Raw genomic sequence first — 17534 nt, 5'->3', positions numbered from 1 at the left:
CGAGCAGGCTCGCTCCCACACGCGGGGGCGTTGATTATTGAACAGCCTGCTGGCTCTTGAGGGTTTGCTCGAGCGCCTGCACACAGCGTTCTTCGGCGGTATCAAGCTCCAGCTTCATCTGTTCGATGTCCAGTAGCTGTTGTTCCAGCTGTTCGCGACGCTCGCTGATTTTTGCCAGCATGCTGTGCAGTTGCTTGGTATTGCCGCTCGACGGGTCATAGAGTTCGATCAACTCGCGGCATTCGGCCAGCGAAAAACCGATGCGCTTGCCCCGCAGGATCAACTTCAGGCTGACCTTGTCACGGGGCGAGTAGATGCGTTCCTGGCCACGTCGCTCCGGGCTGAGCAGGCCTTGCTCTTCGTAAAATCGAATGGCCCGCGTGGTGATGTCGAGCTCGCGAGCGAGGTCGGAGATGCTATAGGTCTGGCTGCTCATGGAAGCGCTCGAAAAAGGTCATGGCGCTAAACTAAAGGCAGGTTGACGTTTACGTCAAGGGGCGTAGTCGTGGGGGCTGACGATCGCAGCACCCCGTCCAGGCCTTACACCTTGTCCAGCTTCTTCTCTTGCGCGGTAACCTGCTGGCACAACTCGATCATCTGCTCGCGCATCCAGCGGTTGGCCGGGTCCTGGTCGGTGCTTTCGTGCCAGTAGAGATGGGTTTCCACGGGCGGCACGTCGTTGACCGGTACGCTGAAGGCGAGCAGGTCGTTGCGACGGGCGAAGCGTTCCGGCACGGTCATGACCATGTCGGTCTGTTGCAACACCTGTGAGGCCATCTGGTAATGCTGGGACCGCAGGGCAATCTTGCGCTGGATCCCCATCTTGCCCAGGGCCAGGTCGACATGACCCAGGCCGCTGCGGCGGCTGGAAATATGGACATGGGTCATGCCCAGGTAATCGTCGAGGGTGAGTTTGTCCTTGCCCGCCAGTGGATGGCCCTTGCGCATCGCACAGACGTAGCGGTCCTCCATCAACTTGACGTGGCGCACCTGCGGGTCGGTGTTGAGTGGCGCATCCACGGCAAAGTCCAGGCGCCCCGCAGCCAGTTCCTTGGTGGTCTCGCGGCGTTTGGCCAGGAAACTTTCGATGATCACCGTCGGCGCCAGGCGACGCAGGCGCTGGAACAGCGGCGGCAGGATCACTGTTTCGGTGAGGTCGGTCATGCTGATGCGATACGTCTTGACCGCCTGCAGCGGGTTGAAGATACGGCTTTCCTGCACCGACACGCGCAGCAGGGAGAGGGCGTTGCGCACCGGGCCGATGATGTTCTGGGCCATCGGTGTCGGCACCATGCCCTGGGCCGTGCGCACGAACAGGGGATCGTTGAAGGTCTCGCGCAGCCGCGCCAGCGCATTGGACACCGCCGGTTGGGTAATGCCGACAATCTGCCCGGCGCGGGTCAGGTTGGCTTCGGTGTAGATCGCGTCGAAGACGATGAAAAGGTTGAGGTCGACCTTGCTCAGATTCATTGCGCTGCACTCTTATTGTAGGGGCGGTTTTCATCAGGCCAGGGGCCTTGGCAATCAGCCGATCATATATCGGTGATGAATGTTAATACACGCCGAGAATAGGCTAGGTAAATTTTCGTAGCTGTTCTAGCATCGATTGCATGACCTAAACAACCTCCCCCAAGAAGGTAGCCGCCCCATGGATTTCGCTTATTCGCCCAAGGTTCAGGAACTGCGTGAGCGCGTGACCGCGTTCATGGATGACTACGTTTATCCCGCCGAAGCCGTGTTCGAGCGCCAGGTTGCCGAGGGCGACCGCTGGCAGCCGACAGCGATCATGGAAGAACTCAAACTCAAGGCCAAGGCTGAAGGCCTGTGGAATTTGTTTCTACCTGAGTCCGAACTCGGTGCGGGCCTGACCAACCTCGAATACGCGCCATTGGCGGAAATCATGGGGCGTTCGCTGCTGGGTCCCGAGCCGTTCAACTGCTCGGCGCCCGACACGGGCAACATGGAAGTGCTGGTGCGCTACGCCAACGAAGAACAGAAGCAGCGCTGGCTTGAACCGTTGCTGCGTGGCGATATCCGTTCGGCGTTCGCCATGACCGAACCCGACGTGGCGTCCTCCGACGCCACCAACATGGCAGCCCGTGCCGTGCGGGACGGGGATGAGTGGGTGATCAACGGCAAGAAGTGGTGGACCTCGGGTGCCTGCGATCCGCGCTGCAAAATCCTTATCTTCATGGGCTTGAGTAACCCGGATGCGCCGCGTCACGCGCAGCATTCAATGATTCTGGTGCCGGTGGATACGCCCGGGGTGAAGATCGTCCGCCCGCTGCCGGTGTTCGGTTATGACGACGCGCCACACGGCCACGCCGAGGTGTTGTTCGAAGACGTCCGGGTGCCGTATGAAAACGTACTGTTGGGTGAAGGCCGCGGCTTCGAAATCGCTCAAGGGCGCCTCGGCCCGGGTCGTATTCACCACTGCATGCGTTCGATCGGCATGGCCGAGCGCGCACTGGAACTGATGTGCAAGCGCTCGGTAAACCGCACAGCGTTCGGCAAGCCGCTGGCGCGCCTGGGTGGCAACATCGACAAGATTGCCGACTCGCGGATGGACATCGACATGGCCCGTCTGCTGACCCTTAAAGCGGCCTACATGATGGATACCGTCGGCAACAAAGTGGCGAAGAGCGAAATCGCGCAGATCAAGGTGGTCGCGCCGAACGTGGCGCTGCGGGTCATCGACCGGGCCATCCAGATGCATGGCGGGGCGGGGGTGTCCAACGATTTCCCGCTGGCCTACATGTACGCGATGCAACGCACCCTGCGCCTGGCCGATGGCCCGGACGAGGTGCACCGCGCGGCGATCGGCAAGTTCGAGATCGGCAAGTACGTACCGAAAGACATGCTGCGCAATAGTCACTAACCGTGTCCCGCCTGTGGGAGCGAGCAGACTCGCTCCCACACTCAGTCGATCACTGGCAACCCGAAAAACGCCCGCGCACACGCGGTGCTGTGGGCTGCCAGGGCCTGCTCGCTTTCCCCTCTATGCAAGGCCACTTCGCGCAAGACTTCCGTCAGGTAGGCCGGTTCGTTGCGACCATTTTTCGGTTTGGGCCGCAGGCTGCGCGGCAGCAGATAGGGCGCGTCGCTCTCCAGCATTAGCCGCCCGCAGGGGATCTCTTTCACCAGCGGATGCAAATGCGTGCCACGACGCTCATCGCAGATCCAGCCCGTGATGCCGATGTGCAGGTCAAGGTCGAGGTAGCTGAACAACGCTGGCTTTTCGCCGGTGAAGCAATGGACTACGGCGGCCGGCAACTGATCGCGGTAGTCGCGCAGTATTTCCAGCAAACGCTGACTGGCGTCACGCTCATGGAGAAACACCGGCCGTTGCAGTTCGACCGCCAGCGCCAGGTGCTCTTCGAGGACTTTTTCCTGCTGGGCGCGCGGCGAGAAGTCGCGATTGAAGTCCAGACCGCATTCGCCCACCGCCACCACGTTCGGCTCCCTGAGCAAACTGCGCAGGCGCTGAGCGCTGTCGGCGTTCCAATCACTGGCCGAATGCGGGTGAATACCGGCTGTGGCGAACAGCCGTTGAGCGCTGTCATCCAGCTGTCGACACAATGCCAGCGCCTGTTCGCTGCCCTCGACACTGGTGCCGGTCAACACCAGTTGACAGACGCCCGCGGCATGGGCGCGCTCGAGTACTGCCTGGTGTTTGTCGGCGAAACTGGGGTTGGTCAGGTTGACGCCGATATCGATGAGTTGCATGGTGCTACCTCGGACCAAAGGCTCGAAAGCATATCAGAGCTGTAGATTTATAAGAAAAGCCAAGAACTACAACGAGTTAAAGCTGTCATTTGATGCCGTTGGAAGCGCTGGGGGTGGTCACCGTGCCATCACTGTGCCAGTCTTTCGCACTTTGCCAGCGCTCGGCGCGCTCTGTTTCTGTCGTCCGATTTCATGAATTCATCGACGTCGGCCCCTTATTCTCCCGGAGAGTGGATGACCCGTCCCTCGATTTTGCTACTGCTGTGTGCTTCGTTGCTGCTGCCGATGCCGGCGGTTGCGCGCTTGGCCGGTCCGTTGCAGGCGGTGCCCGCTGCGAAGGTGCGCGACTTGCAGGAAATTCGCAGCAGCCGGGTACTCAGGGTGCTGGTCAATCAGAGCCGCAACAGCTCCGGCGAAGTCCAGGGCCAGCCGATTGGTGTCGAATACCATCGATTGCGTGCCTTCGAGCAATACCTCAATGGCCATGCCCGTGATGGTCAGGAAGTGACGCTCAAGATCATTCCCAAAGCCAAGGATCAGTTGCTCGGCGCCTTGCAGCGCGGGGAGGGCGATCTGGTTGCGCCGGGTGAATTGCTGGACCTGCAACCCGGTTATGCCGTCAGCACCAGCGAGCCGATTGCCAGCGATATCCCGCTGTTGCTGGTCGGCATCAAAGGCGAAAAACGCTACACCCACCTTGAACAGCTGTCGGGCAAGACCCTGGCATTGCCGACCGGCAGTGCTGCCGGAGACGCGATCAGCCAGATCAACCAGAAACTGGCCCTGCACAAACTGCCACCGGTGAAGGTCGAGTGGGTCGACCCGAGCCTGGCGGTCGAGGATGTGCTGGAGATGGTGCAGGGTGGAATCTTTCACCTGACGATCGTCGAGCAACCGATTGCCGAACGCTGGGGCAAGATCCTGCCCAAGTTGCGTTTTGATCGGCAGGTGCTCATCAGTGAGCCGGGAGAGGAATTCTGGTTCGTGCGTCGCGATGCCACGATGCTGCGAGCGAGCATCGACCGCTTCCTCAGCGGTTACAAAAAACCATCGGATCAGGATGCCGCATTCCTGCGCATCTATCGTCGCCTGTACCAGGTGCATTATCCGTTGGCCAAGGCAGATCGCCAGCGTCTGGAGAAGCTTCGCCCCGTGCTGCAAAAACACGCCGACGCGCAAGGCATGGACTGGCTGAACCTGGCGGCGCTGGCGTTCAAGGAGTCCGGCCTGCAACCCCGGGCGCGCAGTGGTGGTGCGCCAACCGGCCTGATGCAGATCACCCCGTCGGCGGCCCAGCGGGTGGGCGTCAGCAATATCCAAGAGGTCGACGGTAATGTTCAGGCCGGCGCCAAGTACCTGGCCATGATCCGTCGCAAGTTTTTCGCCAGCCCCAAACTCAACGAGCGCGAGCGCATGGCGTTCACGCTGGCGGCCTATAACATCGGGCCGGAAAGGGTGCAGGGCATGCGCGCCGAAGCGCGGCGCCGTGGCTTGAACCCTAATCAGTGGTTCTTCCAGGTCGAACGCATTGCCATGGAGCAGGTGGGAATGGGCCCTGTCAGCTATGTTAATAGCGTGAACAAGTATTACCTGGCGTTCGATCGGGAGCGGGTGTCACTGGAGCCCCGGGAGCAAAAAGTTGTCTCACGTAAGTGATCGAAGAAACTGATTGTTATTGCGAAAAATTTGCGCTTTTAACATTTAATTTACCGATTAATATGGCGACCAACCCACTACTCCAAAATGGATGAGACAACATGAGCACACTGATCAACAAGGTACTGTTTACCCGCGCTGGCTACGGCCTGACTGTCCTGCGAATCTTCGTCGGCATCATCTTCGCGGCACACGGTTCGCAAAAGCTCTTCGGCGCCTTCGGTGGCTATGGCCTGGCAGGCACCGCCCAGTACATGGAGAGCATTGGCCTGACACCCGGCTATGTGATGGCGACCCTGGCAGGCGGTACCGAGTTTTTCGCCGGCCTGGCCCTGATCATCGGCCTGCTGGTGCGTCCGGCAGCGCTGGGCCTGACGTTCCTGTCGCTGGTCGCGATCTTCAGTGTGCACATCAGCAACGGTCTGTTCATGGCCAACAACGGTTATGAGTTCGCACTGGCCCTGCTCGGTGGCAGCATCGCGGTACTGATCGAAGGCGCCGGCAAGCTCTCGGTGGACCGCGCCATCGCCGGCTAACCGCTCTGGCTCAAGGAAAAGGCCCGCATCGCGCGGGCCTTTTTTGTTGCTCGATATTCTTGACACTGTTGTGCCGGCTTCTCTACGATGCTGCCCATGCGCCGATTTAAACAGCTACTTGCGGGGCGCCAGGTGACTGATCCAGTTGCCGATAGAAGCTTGAGACAGGCTTCGAAATACCGCTAAAGCGCTGGTTCGGTGTTGCCTCTCACCTGCCATGCAGACTTTTGAGGCAGAGACACGACACGATGAATGCACTAAACCCCGTTGTACGCCCCGCGCCGATCACGGCACATCTCACCCAGCGCAATCCAAAAATCCTGCTTGGCGGCAAGCATCAGCCGACGCTCCTGCGTTACCTCGATGGCTGGCCTCGTCGTACCGGTGGGCCTGCCGCCTTCCTGATCCAGTTTGTCGAAGACGGCGAGTCGCTGGTTCGCTTTGCCAGCGACAGTTTCGACCTGGCGGTGATCCAATCGCCCAGCGCGCAAGACGCACCCGAAGTGATCAGGCAATTGACCCGCGTCGCCCGACAAGGGTTGATCACCCGTCGTTGAGTGTCAGGGGTAGTCGATCGCCACGATGTACACGCACTGCTCGCCGGTCGGCGTCTGTACCCGCACTTCGGCGTCCAGCGCCTTGCCGATCAGGGCGCGAGCCAGCGGGGAGTCGATACTGATCAGGCCGAGTTTCAAGTCCAGTTCGTCCGGGCCGACGATGCGATAGCGTGATTCCTTGCCATCCTCGTCTTCGATCGTGACCCAGGCGCCGAAGTAGACTTTATTCGGGTCGCTGGGCTTTTCACTGACGACTTTGAGTGCTTCCAGCCGCTTGGTCAGAAAGCGCACGCGACTGTCGATTTCGCGCAACATCTTTTTCCCGTACGTGTACTCCGCGTTTTCGGAGCGATCGCCCTGGGCCGCCGCTTCGCTGACCGATTGCGTCACTTGCGGGCGACGCACATGCCAGAGTTCATGGAACTCGGCGCGCATCCGCGCTTCACCTTCAGGGGTGATCAGCGCGGTGCCAGCGGTGCGGGGAGGGCGGTAACGGCTCATGGCAACTTCTTGTGGTGAATTCAGTCGAGTGCGTGAGTCTATCAACCCTCGCGCAGGACTGTCAGTGGGCTGGCGTTCAGGGCCCGACGGGTGCCGAACACGCCGGCCCCGCCGATCAGTGCAGCGCCGATCAGGGGCAGCACCAGCAGCCAGGGGTGCGGGTGCCACGGCAGGTCGAACGCGTAACGGTACAGCACCAGGCTCACCACTTCCGAGCCGAGGGCGGCGAGCAAACCGCTGACCGCGCCGAGCAAACCGAACTCGATACGCCGGGCCTTGACCAGCAACCGCCGTTCGGCCCCGAGTGCTCGCAGCAGCGCGCCCTGGCGGATACGTTCATCCAGTGTCGCCTGCAGCCCGGAAAACAGCACCGCCATTCCCGCCGCCAACACAAACAACAGCACGTACTCCACCGCCAGGGTCACCTGGGCGAGGATGCTGCGCAGTTGTTCCAGCAGCGCTTCGACTTGCAGGATGGTCACCGCCGGAAAGGCCCGCGACAGATCGACGATCTGCTGGTCGTGACCGGCGGCCAGGTAGAAGCTGGTCAGGTAGGTCGCCGGCAGATCCTTGAGTGTCCCCGGCTGGAAGATCATGAAGAAGTTCGGCTGGAAGTTGTCCCAGTTGATCTCCCGCAGGCTGGTGACCTTCGCTTCGCGATTGACGCCGCCGACACTGAACACCATGTGATCGCCCAGTTTCAGCTTCAGGCTCTCGGCGACCTTGCCTTCCACCGATACGCCGGGAATGTCCTCCGGCGCCTGTTCGCTCCACCAGTTGCCGGCGGTGAGTCGATTGCCGGCCGGCAGGTCCGCCGCCCAGGTCAGACTCAGGTCGCGCTGGATCGCCCGATCCCCGGCGGAATCCTTGCTGACAATTTGCTGTACCGGTTCGCCATTGATGCTGATCAGCCGACCCGGGACCACCGGGTACAGCGGTGCCGCCTGTGCCGACAGTTCGATCAGGCGATCGGTGAAGGCCTGTTTTTCAGCCGGCAGGATGTTCAGCGCAAAATAATTCGGTGCATTTTTCGGCAGCTGATTTTGCCAGGTGTCCAGCAACTCGCCACGCAACAGGGCGATCAGGGCCATGGACAACAGGATCAAGCCGAACGCCAGCGACTGCCCCGCTGCAGCCAGTGGATGGCGCAGCAGTTGACCGAGGCCGAGGCGCCACGGCAACGAGGCGCGCGCGAGCATCCGGCGCAGGCTTTTGAGCAGCAGCAACAGCAGGCCGCCCAGTACCAGTGCGGCAATCACGCCACCGCCGAGCAGGGCGAATGTCAGCAGCAGGTCCAGGCTCAGGCGCCACATGATCAAGCCGAGCGCGCCCAAGGCCGCGCCATAGACCATCCAGGTGCTGGACGGAATCGGCAACATGTCGCGGCGCAGTACGCGCAGTGGCGGCACGCGACCCAGCGCCGCCAAGGGTGGCAGGGCAAAGCCGGCCAGCGCCACCAGCCCGGTGCCGATCCCGGCGATGGCCGGAAACAGGCCGCCGGGGGGCACGTCGCTGGGCAGCAGGTCATGCAGCAGCGCGAACAGCCCCAGTTGCGCTAGCCAGCCGATCAAGGCGCCAGCGATGCTGGCCAACAATCCAAGCACCGTCAGTTGCAGGCTGAACAGCACCAGCGTTTCACGGCGCGACAGCCCCAGGCAGCGCAACAATGCGCTGGCGTCGAAGCGACGGGTGGCGAAGCGTGTCGCCGAAAGCGCCACCGCGACACCGGCCAGCAATACGGCGACCAGGCTGGCCATGTTCAGGTAGCGTTCGGCCTTGCCCAGGGCGCCACCGATCTGCTTGTTGCCGTCGCGGGCATCCTGGATGCGCTGGTTGGCAGCGAGGCCGGGTTTGATCAATTGACGATAGGTTTCCAGCGCCTCGGCCTTGCCCCGCCAGAGTTCGCGATAGCTGACGCGGCTGCCGGGTTGCACCACACCGGTGGCCGCGAGGTCGCTGAGGTTGATCAACACTCGGGGTGTCAGGCTGTAGAAATTGCCGGCGCGGTCCGGTTCGTAGGTCAGCACCCTTGCGAGTTTCAGGGTACGCATGCCGACATCGATGCTGTCACCGATTTTCAGGTCCAGCGCCGTCAGCAGCCGCGCTTCTACCCACGCCTCTCCAGGTTTGGGCCCGCCGCCGGGCTCCTCCGGTGCAAAGGGGGCCGCCGCGCTTTTCAGTTCGCCGCGCAGCGGATAGACGTCGTCGGCGGCCTTGATACTGGACAGTTGAATGCCGTTGTCAGTGGCGATGACACTGGAGAACTCCACCACTTGCGCGTGTTCAAGCCCCAGCTCCGTGCCGCTGCGGATCTGCTCCGCGCGCGCCGGCGAACTGCCTTCGAGCAGCAGGTCGGCGCCGAGAAACTCGGTCGCGCGCAGCATCATGGCGCCGTTCAGGCGAGCGCCGAAATAACCGATGGCGGTACTGGCGGCCACCGCCACCAATAAAGCGAAGAACAACACCCGCAGTTCGCCGGCGCGGGCGTCGCGCAGCAGTTGGCGGATGGCGAGACTGAACAGGCGCAACAGCGGCAGGCGTGCCATCAAGGCTCCAGAGGGGCGACCAACAGGCCCGCTTCAAGACGGATCAGGCGCCGGCAGCGATGTGCCAGGCGTTCGTCGTGCGTCACCAACACCAGCGTCGTGCCGCTTTCCTTGTTCAATTCGAACAACAGGTCGCTGATGCGCTCGCCGGTGTGGCTGTCGAGGTTGCCGGTGGGCTCGTCGGCAAACAGCACATCCGGCTCGGCGGCAAACGCGCGGGCAATCGCCACGCGCTGTTGTTCGCCACCGGAGAGCTGGCGTGGCGAATGAGTCAGGCGCTGGCCCAGTCCAACGCGCTGCAGTAGCTCGGTGGCGCGTTCGCGGGCGTCTTTGCGGCCATCGAGTTCCAGCGGCAGCATGACGTTTTCCAGGGCGTTGAGGCTGTCGAGCAACTGGAAGGACTGGAACACGAAACCGACGTGTTCGGCCCGGATGCGTGCCCGTTGGTCTTCGTCCAGAGTGCTCAGGCCCTGGCCGGCGAGGGTGACTTCACCGCTGCTCGGCAGGTCGAGGCCGGCGAGCAGGCCCAGAAGGGTGGATTTGCCTGAACCGGAGGCGCCGACGATGGCCAGGCTGTCGCCCTTGTTCAGTTCCAGGCTGAGTTCGTGCAGGATAGTCAGTTCACCTTCCGCGCTGGGAACCACTTTGCTGAGGTTCTTCGCGGTGAGAATGCTTGCGCCCATGGAGAATCCGATGCGTGTTTGGTTTTTGAGTGCTGGCCTGGCCTTGATGTGCATGGCCCAGAACGCAGCGGCGGGTACAGTCCTGATCGTTGGCGATAGTATCAGCGCCGGTTTCGGGCTGGATACCCGCGTTGGGTGGGTGTCGCTGCTTGAGCAACGGCTCAAGCGCGAAGGTTTCGACGATAAGGTGGTCAACGCGTCCATCAGCGGTGACACCAGTGCCGGGGGCCAGGCGCGCCTGCCGGCGCTGCTTGCAGAGCATAAGCCGGAGCTGGTGATCCTCGAGTTGGGCGGCAATGACGGCCTGCGCGGAATGCTGCCAACGCAATTGCAACAAAACCTTGCAGCGATGATCGACAGCTCACGTGCCAGTGGGGCCAAGGTGTTGTTGCTCGGCATGCAATTGCCACCCAACTACGGTGCGCGCTACACCAAGGCATTCGCCGAGGTGTACAGCAACGTCGCCGACGAGAAGAAAATCCCCCTGGTGCCGTTTTTTCTCGACGGTGTCGGCGGGCATCCGGACATGATGCAAGCCGATGGCCTGCACCCGGCGGCGGGGGCTCAGGACAAGTTGCTGGAAAATGTCTGGCCGACACTGAAACCGCTGCTTTGACGCTTTTCTAGCGGCGACGTTTCGGCTAATGTGGCGCCCCCGATCTGGAGCCCCCGATGCCGCGTCCCGCCTGGTCACTTTTTGCCTATCAACTGATCGAGCCTGACGAACAGCTGGATCTGTTCGCCTGCCAGGAAGTGCGGGTGCATCTGGTGACCCGTCAACTGGAGCTGGGCGGCTCGGCCGATCGAACCTTGTGCGGCAGCCTGCTGCCGGCGCAGCCGCGCTGGTCGAACGTCGACCGTCGGGTGTTCCAGGACCAGCGCCTGTGTTCGCTGTGCCGGGCGATCCTGGAATCGCAGAAACGCGGTACCTCGCCGATCTGGCCTGAGCTGCGCTTCGAGCTCTGACGCACCCAGGATGGCGTGCTATCGGCCAACTCCCCGAATTTACGGGCGTCGGTGTACAATCGCGTTTTTTACCCTTGTCGATCATGCGAAGGATTTTCCGGATGTTGCCGCGCTTTCCTGCCGTCACCCGCTGCCTGACACTTGCCGCCATGTGTGCCGCAGGTCCCGTAGCGGCATTGGAGTTGCCCCTGCCACCGCCTGGCGAAGACATCATCGGCCAGGTTCAGGTGATCAAGGCCAAGTACGAAGACACCTTCGCCGACCTCGGCACGACCTACGACCTGGGTTACCTGGAAATGGTCGCGGCCAACCCTGGCGTCGACCCGTGGTTGCCAGGCGCTGGCACCGAGATCGTGCTGCCGACGCGTTTCATCCTGCCACCGGGCCCGCGTGAAGGCATCGTCATCAACCTGGCTGAATACCGCCTCTACTATTATCCGAAGGGACGGAACGTGGTGTACACCTTCCCACTGGGTATCGGTCGTGAAGGCTGGGGCTCACCGATTGCCCACACCAGCATCATCGCCAAGACCCCGAACCCGACCTGGACCCCTCCGGCGTCGATCAAGGCCGAACACGCCGCTGATGGAGATCCGTTGCCGAACGTGGTGCCGGCGGGGCCGGACAACCCGCTGGGCCCCTTCAAGTTCACCCTGGGCACGCCGGGCTACCTGATCCATGGCTCCAACAAGAAGTTCGGCATCGGCATGCGCACCAGCCACGGCTGCTTCCGCATGTTCAACAACAACGTGCTGGAAATGGCCAGCATGGTGCCGGTGGGTACCTCGGTGCGCATCATCAATGATTCGTACAAGTTCGGCGTCAGTGGTGGCAAGGTCTACCTAGAGGCGCACACGCCGCTGGACGACAAGGGCAACCCGTCGGTGGTCGACAAGCACACGGCCGTGATCAACGCGATGCTCAAGCGTGAAGACATCACCAACAACCTGCGCATGAACTGGGATGTGGTGCGTGATGTCGTGGCGGCCGAAGATGGCCTGCCGGTGGAAATTGCCGTGCCCAATACGTCGGCGCCGATGGTCTCGAGTGCACCGCTCGACCCACTGCAGTAAGGCTTGAATAGAACCCGCCGAGGCAGGCTGCGTCGGCGGGTTTTTTATGGCCTGCACAAAACTGCGGGCGATAAAAAAGCCGACCCAAAAATGGGTCGGCTTGATAACAATCCCGAAGGACTATTACTTGCGGCTAGCTTTTTCCAGCATGCGCAGAGCACGCTCGTTAGCTTCGTCAGCAGTCTGTTGTGCTTTTTGAGCAGCAGCCAGAGCTTCATCAGCTTTACGGTACGCTTCGTCTGCACGAGCTTGGGCGCGAGCTGCTGCGTCTTCAGTTGCAGTCAGACGTGCTTCGGTTTCTTTCGATACGCTGCTGCAACCGGTAGCCAGAACTGCGGCCAGAGCCAGAGCAGAGAATTTCAGAACGTTGTTCATCGTGTTCCCCTTCAAGGACTTTCCATTAAGTAGCTGTCTCCTCACGGTGAGGAAAGAGCCGGCGTACATACTACCCATTACTTGTCGTAAGTAAACTGACGTAAAGCAAGAAGCCAAAAAAATTGTAGGCGTTGATTCTTTTTCGAGCAACTTTTACTTGCAATTGCTTAAAAAATACCCAGCCGCAAGGCCCGCGCAGAGCGAGTTGGCACGAAAAAGTTCCCGGCTTGCCCGACTCTTTACTGCGCGTTGGGTAAAGTCTTGCTACATAGATTCGTCTACACTTTCGTTGGGGGTTTGCGCGACACCTCTCATATCTTTCTCCTAGTTGAGGTGACTTAATAGAGAGACGTTCGTCTTAAGTCTCAACATCCGGCAATGTTCAGGCGATCGACCTCGAGAGATTTTCAGTCGCCGCCCCTGCGTAACCTGTGGTCAAACCCGGCATGAAGACGAGCGTACCTTGAGCATTTCTGCCATTGGTGCCTACTATTTGATACGTGCTCGGTGCGGCTTTTCTCGGTGTCCAACCAGGCACAGGGTGGCGTAGATGTTCCTTCGCCGGAAAAACATCGGTAAGGTAGGGGTCAGAATCAAAGACCCACGAGGAGTAGTGATGAGTGAGGCGTTGTCCATCCACCATGACCAGGCTGGTCATCAGTTCGAGACCAATGTGGACGGTCATCGTGCCTACCTGACCTATATGGACCTGGGGAAACAGACTCTGGATATCTATCGCACTTTCGTGCCCAACGCGTTGCGCGGTCGAGGGATTGCGGCGGCCTTGACCGAAAAGGCCCTGGAGTACGCCGAGGAAATGGGCTACACCGTCATTCCTTCGTGCTCCTACGTGGAGCGCTACATGGAGCGCCATCAGCGCCATGCGGCCAAGCTGAGTCAGTAAAACGAATGCAAATAAAAACGCCGGGTTCAGCCCGGCGTTTTTGTGTGCGCAGCAAACGTAATCAGGTGCGCTCGCGTTTCGGCAGTACATCCTTGAGCTTGGCGTGCATGCTGCGCAAGGTGTTTTCGGTCGCCGACCAGTCAATGCAGGCATCGGTGATCGACACGCCGTACTGCAGGTCGGCGAGGTCTTTCGGAATGGCCTGGCAGCCCCAGTTCAGGTGACTTTCGACCATCAGGCCGATGATCGACTGGTTGCCTTCGAGGATCTGGTTGGCGACGTTTTCCATCACCAGCGGTTGCAGTGCCGGGTCCTTGTTGGAGTTGGCGTGGCTGCAGTCGACCATGATGTTCGGTTTGATCTTCGCCTTGTTCAGCGCCTGTTCGCACAGGGCGACGCTGACCGAGTCGTAGTTGGGCTTGCCGTTGCCGCCGCGCAGTACCACGTGACCATAGGCGTTGCCCTTGGTCGTGACGATCGACACGCCGCCTTCCTGGTTGATACCCAGGAACCGGTGGGGGCTGGACACTGACTGCAGGGCGTTGATCGCCACGGTCAGGCCGCCGTCGGTGCCGTTCTTGAAACCGACGGCCGAGGACAGGCCGGACGCCATTTCACGGTGAGTCTGGGATTCGGTGGTGCGCGCACCGATGGCCGACCAGCTGATCAGGTCCTGCAGATACTGCGGGGAGATCGGGTCGAGGGCTTCGGTGGCGGTCGGCAGGCCCATTTCGGCCAGGTCCAGCAGCAACTGGCGACCGATGTGCAGGCCGTCCTGAATCTTGAAGGAGTCGTCCAGGTACGGGTCGTTGATCAAGCCTTTCCAGCCGACGGTGGTGCGTGGCTTCTCGAAATACACGCGCATGACCAGATACAGGGTATCGGAGACTTCCGCCGCCAGTACCTTCAGGCGCTCGGCGTATTCGTGGGCAGCCTTGATGTCATGGATCGAGCAAGGCCCGATGACCACGAACAGGCGGTGGTCGGTGCCATCCAGAATGTTGCGAATGACTTCGCGGCCCTTGGTGACGGTGCGCAGGGCAGCGTCGCTCAGAGGAATGTCACGCTTGAGCTGATCAGGTGTGATCAGCGTCTCGTTGGAGGAGACGTTCAGGTCGTTGATCGGTAAATCAGCCATCGTTTACTCGTCAGGTCACGGGTGCCGGCCGCCAGCGAACCCGCGCGGCGGAGCACAGCAAATTAAGCGCGTCGGGGAGCGGAACCTTAGCGCGTTACACCGTGGCTAGACAATGGGCAGACGCCGGTTTAACGGGCATTCTCAACCAATTGATGACCCTTCAATCCAACACTGCCTGCGCAAATGCCTTGCGAACCGAGTCGTGGGAGAACTCGTCGGCGTGCTGCTGCACCCACTCCAGCGCCAGCGCCTGGGTTTCCTGCAAGTCGTCATGGGCATCGTGCAGGCGACAGTAGCGTTCGATCTGGCACACCTGCTCACCCATTCGGGCGGTGAACATCATCTGCTCGTCGACAAAGGCGATACCCACCAGGTAACCGCGCTTGCGGCGCAGACACCAGGCGACATAGCCCAGGTAGCGCAGGTCCGGGTTCAAGGTTGGCATGCGCACTTCCAGCGCCGTGCCGTGGCGCCAGGCGCGGTGATAATTGCAAGCCATGCCGCCGAGGCTGATAGTGTGCAACTGCTGCCGCGAAATACATTCGGGTTTGAGCAGCGTCAATTCCACGGGTACATCGTCAGGATGAGGAATGAAGCGTCCCATGAGCACGGACTCCATGTGTCGGCCATCTGACATTATTTTCCCCAGTATAGTGGCCGAATTAGACTTGACCGATTTCGACGCCGACCAGCGGTTGCTGGCAATGAGCGGGGTGTCGCTGGTGGTCTTTACCAGCGTTGGCTGCGCCAGCTGCCGGTTTGCCCGAGAACAATTGCCCAGGCTCGACCTGCAGGTCGATCGCCTGTGCTGGATCGATGCGGGGGACAATGGCGGGCTCGTCGAGCGTTATCAGGTCTTTCATTTGCCGGCACTGTTCGTGGTGCGTGACGGCGAATTTTTCGGGGCATTGAAGTCGCGCCTGACCGCTGGCGAGCTGAACCGGGCCGTGGCTCAGGCGTTGCGCAAAACAGCAGAGGAATTGCCATGACAGGAACAGTCGCAAAACCGATCATCGGTATTATCGGCACCGGCGCAATCGGTGGTTTCTACGGAATGATGCTGGCCCGGGCCGGCTTCGATGTGCATTTCCTGTTGCGCAGCGAGTTTTGCGCGGTGGCCGAACGCGGATTGCAGCTGGACAGCGCCGTGCACGGTGCATTGACATTGAATCCGGTGCAGGCTTATTCGGCTGCCAAAGACATGCCGCCCTGCGACTGGTTGCTGGTCGGCGCAAAAACCACCAGCAACGCCGACCTGGCGCCGGCCATTGTTCAAGCCGCCGCACCAGGCGCCAGGGTGCTGCTGTTGCAGAATGGCCTGGACGTCGAGGACAGTCTGCGCGAGCTGTTGCCCGATTCACTGCATATCCTGGGCGGGCTCTGCTACATCTGTGTCCACCGCGCGGGGCCTGGGGTGATCACCCACCAGGCGCTGGGCAAGGTGCAGGTGGGCTATCACAGTGGCCCGGCAGTTGGGGAGCAAGCCCGTGTCTCGATTGCCGATGAGGGCACGCGCCTGTTCCAGGCTGCCGGGATCGATGCCAACAGCATGCCCGACGTGCAGGAAGCCCGCTGGCAAAAACTGGTCTGGAACATTCCCTACAACGGCCTGTCGGTGCTGCTCGGGGCGAGCACCGCGCCGTTGATGGCCGATACCGACAGCCGTGAACTGATCAAGGCATTGATGGCCGAAGTGGTTGAGGGCGCAATTGCCTGCGGTCACCAGGTTCCACCCGGTTATGCCGAATCGCTGTTCGCGATGACCGAGAAAATGCCGGACTACTGGCCGAGCATGTACCACGATTTTCTGGGCAAGCGACCGCTGGAACTGGCGGCGATCTACGCCCGGCCCCTGGCGGCGGCGAAGGCGGCAGGGTGCCAAATGCCGAGGATCGAAGCGCTGTACCGCAGCTTGAGTTTTATCGATCGACGCAACGCTTGAGTCGATTACCTGAGGGGGGAAGGGCATGGCCAAGACTATTGACGACAAGCTGGTGCTGGCGATTTCCTCGCGTGCGCTGTTCGACCTGAGCGAGAGCCACAAGGTTTATCTGTCGAGTGGCGTCGAAGCCTACCGGCAATATCAGATCGAACACGAAGATGAAATGCTCGAACCCGGGGATGCCTTCCCGCTGGTGCAGAAACTGCTCAATCTCAATACCAGCCTCGGCCGCGCCCGGGTCGAGGTGGTCCTGGTGTCGCGCAACAGTGCCGACACCGGGCTGCGGGTGTTCAACTCGATCCATCATTACGGGCTGGCGATCTCCCGGGCGGCGTTCGTCGGTGGGCGTAGTCCCTACCCTTATCTCAAGGCCTTCGGTTGCGACCTGTTCCTGTCGACCCATGCCGAAGATGTGCGCAGCGCGCTGGATGCGGGGTTCGCGGCGGCGACCATTCTGTCGGGTGGTGCCAGTCGTGCCGCCAGCGATGAACTGCGAATCGCGTTCGATGGTGATGCCGTGCTGTTTTCCGACGAATCGGAGCGCATCTATCAGGCGGGCGGCCTGGAAGCGTTTCAGGCCAGTGAGCGCGAAAGCGCCCGCGAACCGTTGCGCGGTGGGCCGTTCAAGGGCTTTCTCGCCGCGCTCAACCTGTTGCAGCGCGAGTTCGCCGACGATGCCTGTCCGATTCGCACCGCGCTGGTGACGGCGCGATCCGCGCCGGCCCATGAACGGGTGATCCGCACCTTGCGCGAATGGGACATTCGCCTCGACGAGTCGCTGTTCCTGGGTGGCCTGACCAAGTCGGCGTTCCTCGAAGCCTTCGCCGCCGATGTTTTTTTCGACGACCAGGCCGGCCATTGCGAATTGGCCCGCGAGGTCGTCGCCACCGGTCATGTGCCGCATGGCATAAGCAACGAGCAAAAAGTTTAA

The 17534-nt window shown here is 61.1% G+C and carries 20 protein-coding genes; 11 read left to right on the top strand and 9 right to left on the bottom strand.

Annotated features, from left to right (window positions below):
* Window positions 1-34: 34 nt before the first annotated feature.
* Window positions 35-436 carry a MerR family transcriptional regulator gene (locus ACM6IM_RS16925; RefSeq protein ID WP_102700654.1) on the bottom strand — a complete coding sequence of 134 codons (402 nt, stop codon included), beginning with the start codon at window positions 434-436 and terminating at the stop codon, window positions 35-37.
* Window positions 437-540: 104 nt separating this feature from the next.
* Entirely contained in the window at window positions 541-1470 is a 930-nt protein-coding gene (locus ACM6IM_RS16920; RefSeq protein ID WP_201190794.1) for a LysR family transcriptional regulator, read from the bottom strand.
* A gap of 178 nt (window positions 1471-1648) precedes the next feature.
* Here ACM6IM_RS16920 and ACM6IM_RS16915 point away from each other — a divergent pair, with 178 nt between their 5' ends.
* Window positions 1649-2878, top strand: a complete 1230-nt coding sequence (locus tag ACM6IM_RS16915) for an acyl-CoA dehydrogenase (protein ID WP_414865759.1) — start codon at window positions 1649-1651, stop codon at window positions 2876-2878.
* A 41-nt stretch (window positions 2879-2919) separates the two neighbouring features.
* Here ACM6IM_RS16915 and ACM6IM_RS16910 read toward each other — a convergent pair whose 3' ends face one another.
* Window positions 2920-3726, bottom strand: coding sequence for a TatD family hydrolase (locus ACM6IM_RS16910; protein WP_414865758.1), 807 nt, complete (start codon window positions 3724-3726; stop codon window positions 2920-2922).
* Window positions 3727-3960: 234 nt separating this feature from the next.
* On the opposite strand from ACM6IM_RS16910, the gene ACM6IM_RS16905 reads away from it, so the two are divergent.
* The 3 genes from ACM6IM_RS16905 (at window position 3961) to ACM6IM_RS16895 (ending at window position 6475) form a co-directional block, all read left to right on the top strand.
* Window positions 3961-5382, top strand: a complete 1422-nt coding sequence (locus ACM6IM_RS16905; protein WP_414865757.1) for a transglycosylase SLT domain-containing protein — start codon at window positions 3961-3963, stop codon at window positions 5380-5382.
* Window positions 5383-5483: 101 nt separating this feature from the next.
* Window positions 5484-5918: a DoxX family protein gene (locus ACM6IM_RS16900; protein ID WP_192304394.1), complete on the top strand. Its 435-nt coding sequence runs from the start codon at window positions 5484-5486 to the stop codon at window positions 5916-5918.
* Window positions 5919-6166: 248 nt separating this feature from the next.
* The gene (locus ACM6IM_RS16895; RefSeq protein WP_192304392.1) at window positions 6167-6475 is read left to right on the top strand and encodes a class I SAM-dependent methyltransferase; all 309 of its coding nucleotides are present in this window, start codon (window positions 6167-6169) and stop codon (window positions 6473-6475) included.
* Window positions 6476-6478: 3 nt separating this feature from the next.
* On the opposite strand, the gene greB is transcribed toward ACM6IM_RS16895, so the two are convergent.
* The 3 genes from greB to ACM6IM_RS16880 are packed head-to-tail and all read right to left on the bottom strand — an operon-like array spanning window position 6479 to window position 10205.
* The gene (gene greB, locus ACM6IM_RS16890) at window positions 6479-6976 is read right to left on the bottom strand and encodes a transcription elongation factor GreB (protein ID WP_008031876.1); all 498 of its coding nucleotides are present in this window, start codon (window positions 6974-6976) and stop codon (window positions 6479-6481) included.
* 41 nt (window positions 6977-7017) lie between these two features.
* Window positions 7018-9522 carry an ABC transporter permease gene (locus ACM6IM_RS16885; RefSeq protein ID WP_414865756.1) on the bottom strand — a complete coding sequence of 835 codons (2505 nt, stop codon included), beginning with the start codon at window positions 9520-9522 and terminating at the stop codon, window positions 7018-7020.
* The gene (locus ACM6IM_RS16880; RefSeq protein WP_192304389.1) at window positions 9522-10205 is read right to left on the bottom strand and encodes an ABC transporter ATP-binding protein; all 684 of its coding nucleotides are present in this window, start codon (window positions 10203-10205) and stop codon (window positions 9522-9524) included. The genes ACM6IM_RS16885 and ACM6IM_RS16880 overlap by 1 nt, the downstream gene beginning before the upstream one ends.
* A 10-nt stretch (window positions 10206-10215) precedes the next feature.
* Between ACM6IM_RS16880 and ACM6IM_RS16875 the strand changes: the two genes are divergently transcribed.
* The 3 genes from ACM6IM_RS16875 (at window position 10216) to ACM6IM_RS16865 (ending at window position 12244) form a co-directional block, all read left to right on the top strand.
* Window positions 10216-10821, top strand: coding sequence for an arylesterase (locus tag ACM6IM_RS16875; protein ID WP_192304387.1), 606 nt, complete (start codon window positions 10216-10218; stop codon window positions 10819-10821).
* 56 nt (window positions 10822-10877) lie between these two features.
* Entirely contained in the window at window positions 10878-11171 is a 294-nt protein-coding gene (locus ACM6IM_RS16870; RefSeq protein WP_039759936.1) for a hypothetical protein, read from the top strand.
* 101 nt (window positions 11172-11272) lie between these two features.
* On the top strand, window positions 11273-12244 hold the full coding sequence (locus tag ACM6IM_RS16865) for a L,D-transpeptidase family protein (protein ID WP_414865755.1): 972 nt from the start codon (window positions 11273-11275) through the stop codon (window positions 12242-12244).
* 123 nt (window positions 12245-12367) lie between these two features.
* On the opposite strand, the gene oprI is transcribed toward ACM6IM_RS16865, so the two are convergent.
* Window positions 12368-12619 (bottom strand): outer membrane lipoprotei OprI, encoded by a 252-nt coding sequence (gene oprI, locus ACM6IM_RS16860; protein ID WP_003448337.1) that lies wholly within the window; start codon window positions 12617-12619, stop codon window positions 12368-12370.
* Window positions 12620-13235: 616 nt separating this feature from the next.
* On the opposite strand from oprI, the gene ACM6IM_RS16855 reads away from it, so the two are divergent.
* Window positions 13236-13523, top strand: a complete 288-nt coding sequence (locus ACM6IM_RS16855; RefSeq protein ID WP_008057026.1) for a GNAT family N-acetyltransferase — start codon at window positions 13236-13238, stop codon at window positions 13521-13523.
* A gap of 61 nt (window positions 13524-13584) precedes the next feature.
* Here the strand turns inward: ACM6IM_RS16855 and ACM6IM_RS16850 are convergent, their stop codons facing one another.
* Window positions 13585-14661: a 3-deoxy-7-phosphoheptulonate synthase gene (locus tag ACM6IM_RS16850; protein WP_192304383.1), complete on the bottom strand. Its 1077-nt coding sequence runs from the start codon at window positions 14659-14661 to the stop codon at window positions 13585-13587.
* A gap of 160 nt (window positions 14662-14821) precedes the next feature.
* A complete protein-coding gene (locus ACM6IM_RS16845) occupies window positions 14822-15265 on the bottom strand; it encodes a PilZ domain-containing protein (protein WP_414865754.1) in 444 nt (147 codons plus the stop codon).
* On the opposite strand from ACM6IM_RS16845, the gene ACM6IM_RS16840 reads away from it, so the two are divergent.
* The 3 genes from ACM6IM_RS16840 to ACM6IM_RS16830 are packed head-to-tail and all read left to right on the top strand — an operon-like array spanning window position 15264 to window position 17534.
* Entirely contained in the window at window positions 15264-15650 is a 387-nt protein-coding gene (locus tag ACM6IM_RS16840) for a thioredoxin family protein (protein ID WP_414865753.1), read from the top strand. The genes ACM6IM_RS16845 and ACM6IM_RS16840 overlap by 2 nt on opposite strands.
* The gene (locus ACM6IM_RS16835) at window positions 15647-16603 is read left to right on the top strand and encodes a putative 2-dehydropantoate 2-reductase (RefSeq protein ID WP_414865752.1); all 957 of its coding nucleotides are present in this window, start codon (window positions 15647-15649) and stop codon (window positions 16601-16603) included. The genes ACM6IM_RS16840 and ACM6IM_RS16835 overlap by 4 nt, the downstream gene beginning before the upstream one ends.
* 25 nt (window positions 16604-16628) lie before the next feature.
* Window positions 16629-17534 (top strand): 5'-nucleotidase, encoded by a 906-nt coding sequence (locus ACM6IM_RS16830; protein ID WP_192304375.1) that lies wholly within the window; start codon window positions 16629-16631, stop codon window positions 17532-17534.

This window comes from Pseudomonas sp. IT-P12 (assembly GCF_949767465.1).
Taxonomy (GTDB): domain Bacteria; phylum Pseudomonadota; class Gammaproteobacteria; order Pseudomonadales; family Pseudomonadaceae; genus Aquipseudomonas.
Note: the sequence above shows the minus strand (reverse complement) of the source record. Positions and strands in the feature narration are given on the sequence as shown.

Excerpts from the sequence above, each read along its gene's own strand:
- ACM6IM_RS16925 (WP_102700654.1), bottom strand. The coding sequence starts at position 436 with ATGAGCAGCCAGACCTATAGCATCTCCGACCTCGCTCGCGAGCTCGAC.
- ACM6IM_RS16920 (WP_201190794.1), bottom strand. The coding sequence starts at position 1,470 with ATGAATCTGAGCAAGGTCGACCTCAACCTTTTCATCGTCTTCGACGCG.
- ACM6IM_RS16915 (WP_414865759.1), top strand. The coding sequence starts at position 1,649 with ATGGATTTCGCTTATTCGCCCAAGGTTCAGGAACTGCGTGAGCGCGTG.
- ACM6IM_RS16910 (WP_414865758.1), bottom strand. The coding sequence starts at position 3,726 with ATGCAACTCATCGATATCGGCGTCAACCTGACCAACCCCAGTTTCGCC.
- ACM6IM_RS16905 (WP_414865757.1), top strand. The coding sequence starts at position 3,961 with ATGACCCGTCCCTCGATTTTGCTACTGCTGTGTGCTTCGTTGCTGCTG.
- ACM6IM_RS16900 (WP_192304394.1), top strand. The coding sequence starts at position 5,484 with ATGAGCACACTGATCAACAAGGTACTGTTTACCCGCGCTGGCTACGGC.
- ACM6IM_RS16895 (WP_192304392.1), top strand. The coding sequence starts at position 6,167 with ATGAATGCACTAAACCCCGTTGTACGCCCCGCGCCGATCACGGCACAT.
- greB (WP_008031876.1), bottom strand. The coding sequence starts at position 6,976 with ATGAGCCGTTACCGCCCTCCCCGCACCGCTGGCACCGCGCTGATCACC.
- ACM6IM_RS16885 (WP_414865756.1), bottom strand. The coding sequence starts at position 9,522 with ATGGCACGCCTGCCGCTGTTGCGCCTGTTCAGTCTCGCCATCCGCCAA.
- ACM6IM_RS16880 (WP_192304389.1), bottom strand. The coding sequence starts at position 10,205 with ATGGGCGCAAGCATTCTCACCGCGAAGAACCTCAGCAAAGTGGTTCCC.
- ACM6IM_RS16875 (WP_192304387.1), top strand. The coding sequence starts at position 10,216 with ATGCGTGTTTGGTTTTTGAGTGCTGGCCTGGCCTTGATGTGCATGGCC.
- ACM6IM_RS16870 (WP_039759936.1), top strand. The coding sequence starts at position 10,878 with ATGCCGCGTCCCGCCTGGTCACTTTTTGCCTATCAACTGATCGAGCCT.
- ACM6IM_RS16865 (WP_414865755.1), top strand. The coding sequence starts at position 11,273 with ATGTTGCCGCGCTTTCCTGCCGTCACCCGCTGCCTGACACTTGCCGCC.
- oprI (WP_003448337.1), bottom strand. The coding sequence starts at position 12,619 with ATGAACAACGTTCTGAAATTCTCTGCTCTGGCTCTGGCCGCAGTTCTG.
- ACM6IM_RS16855 (WP_008057026.1), top strand. The coding sequence starts at position 13,236 with ATGAGTGAGGCGTTGTCCATCCACCATGACCAGGCTGGTCATCAGTTC.
- ACM6IM_RS16850 (WP_192304383.1), bottom strand. The coding sequence starts at position 14,661 with ATGGCTGATTTACCGATCAACGACCTGAACGTCTCCTCCAACGAGACG.
- ACM6IM_RS16840 (WP_414865753.1), top strand. The coding sequence starts at position 15,264 with ATGAGCACGGACTCCATGTGTCGGCCATCTGACATTATTTTCCCCAGT.
- ACM6IM_RS16845 (WP_414865754.1), bottom strand. The coding sequence starts at position 15,265 with ATGGGACGCTTCATTCCTCATCCTGACGATGTACCCGTGGAATTGACG.
- ACM6IM_RS16835 (WP_414865752.1), top strand. The coding sequence starts at position 15,647 with ATGACAGGAACAGTCGCAAAACCGATCATCGGTATTATCGGCACCGGC.
- ACM6IM_RS16830 (WP_192304375.1), top strand. The coding sequence starts at position 16,629 with ATGGCCAAGACTATTGACGACAAGCTGGTGCTGGCGATTTCCTCGCGT.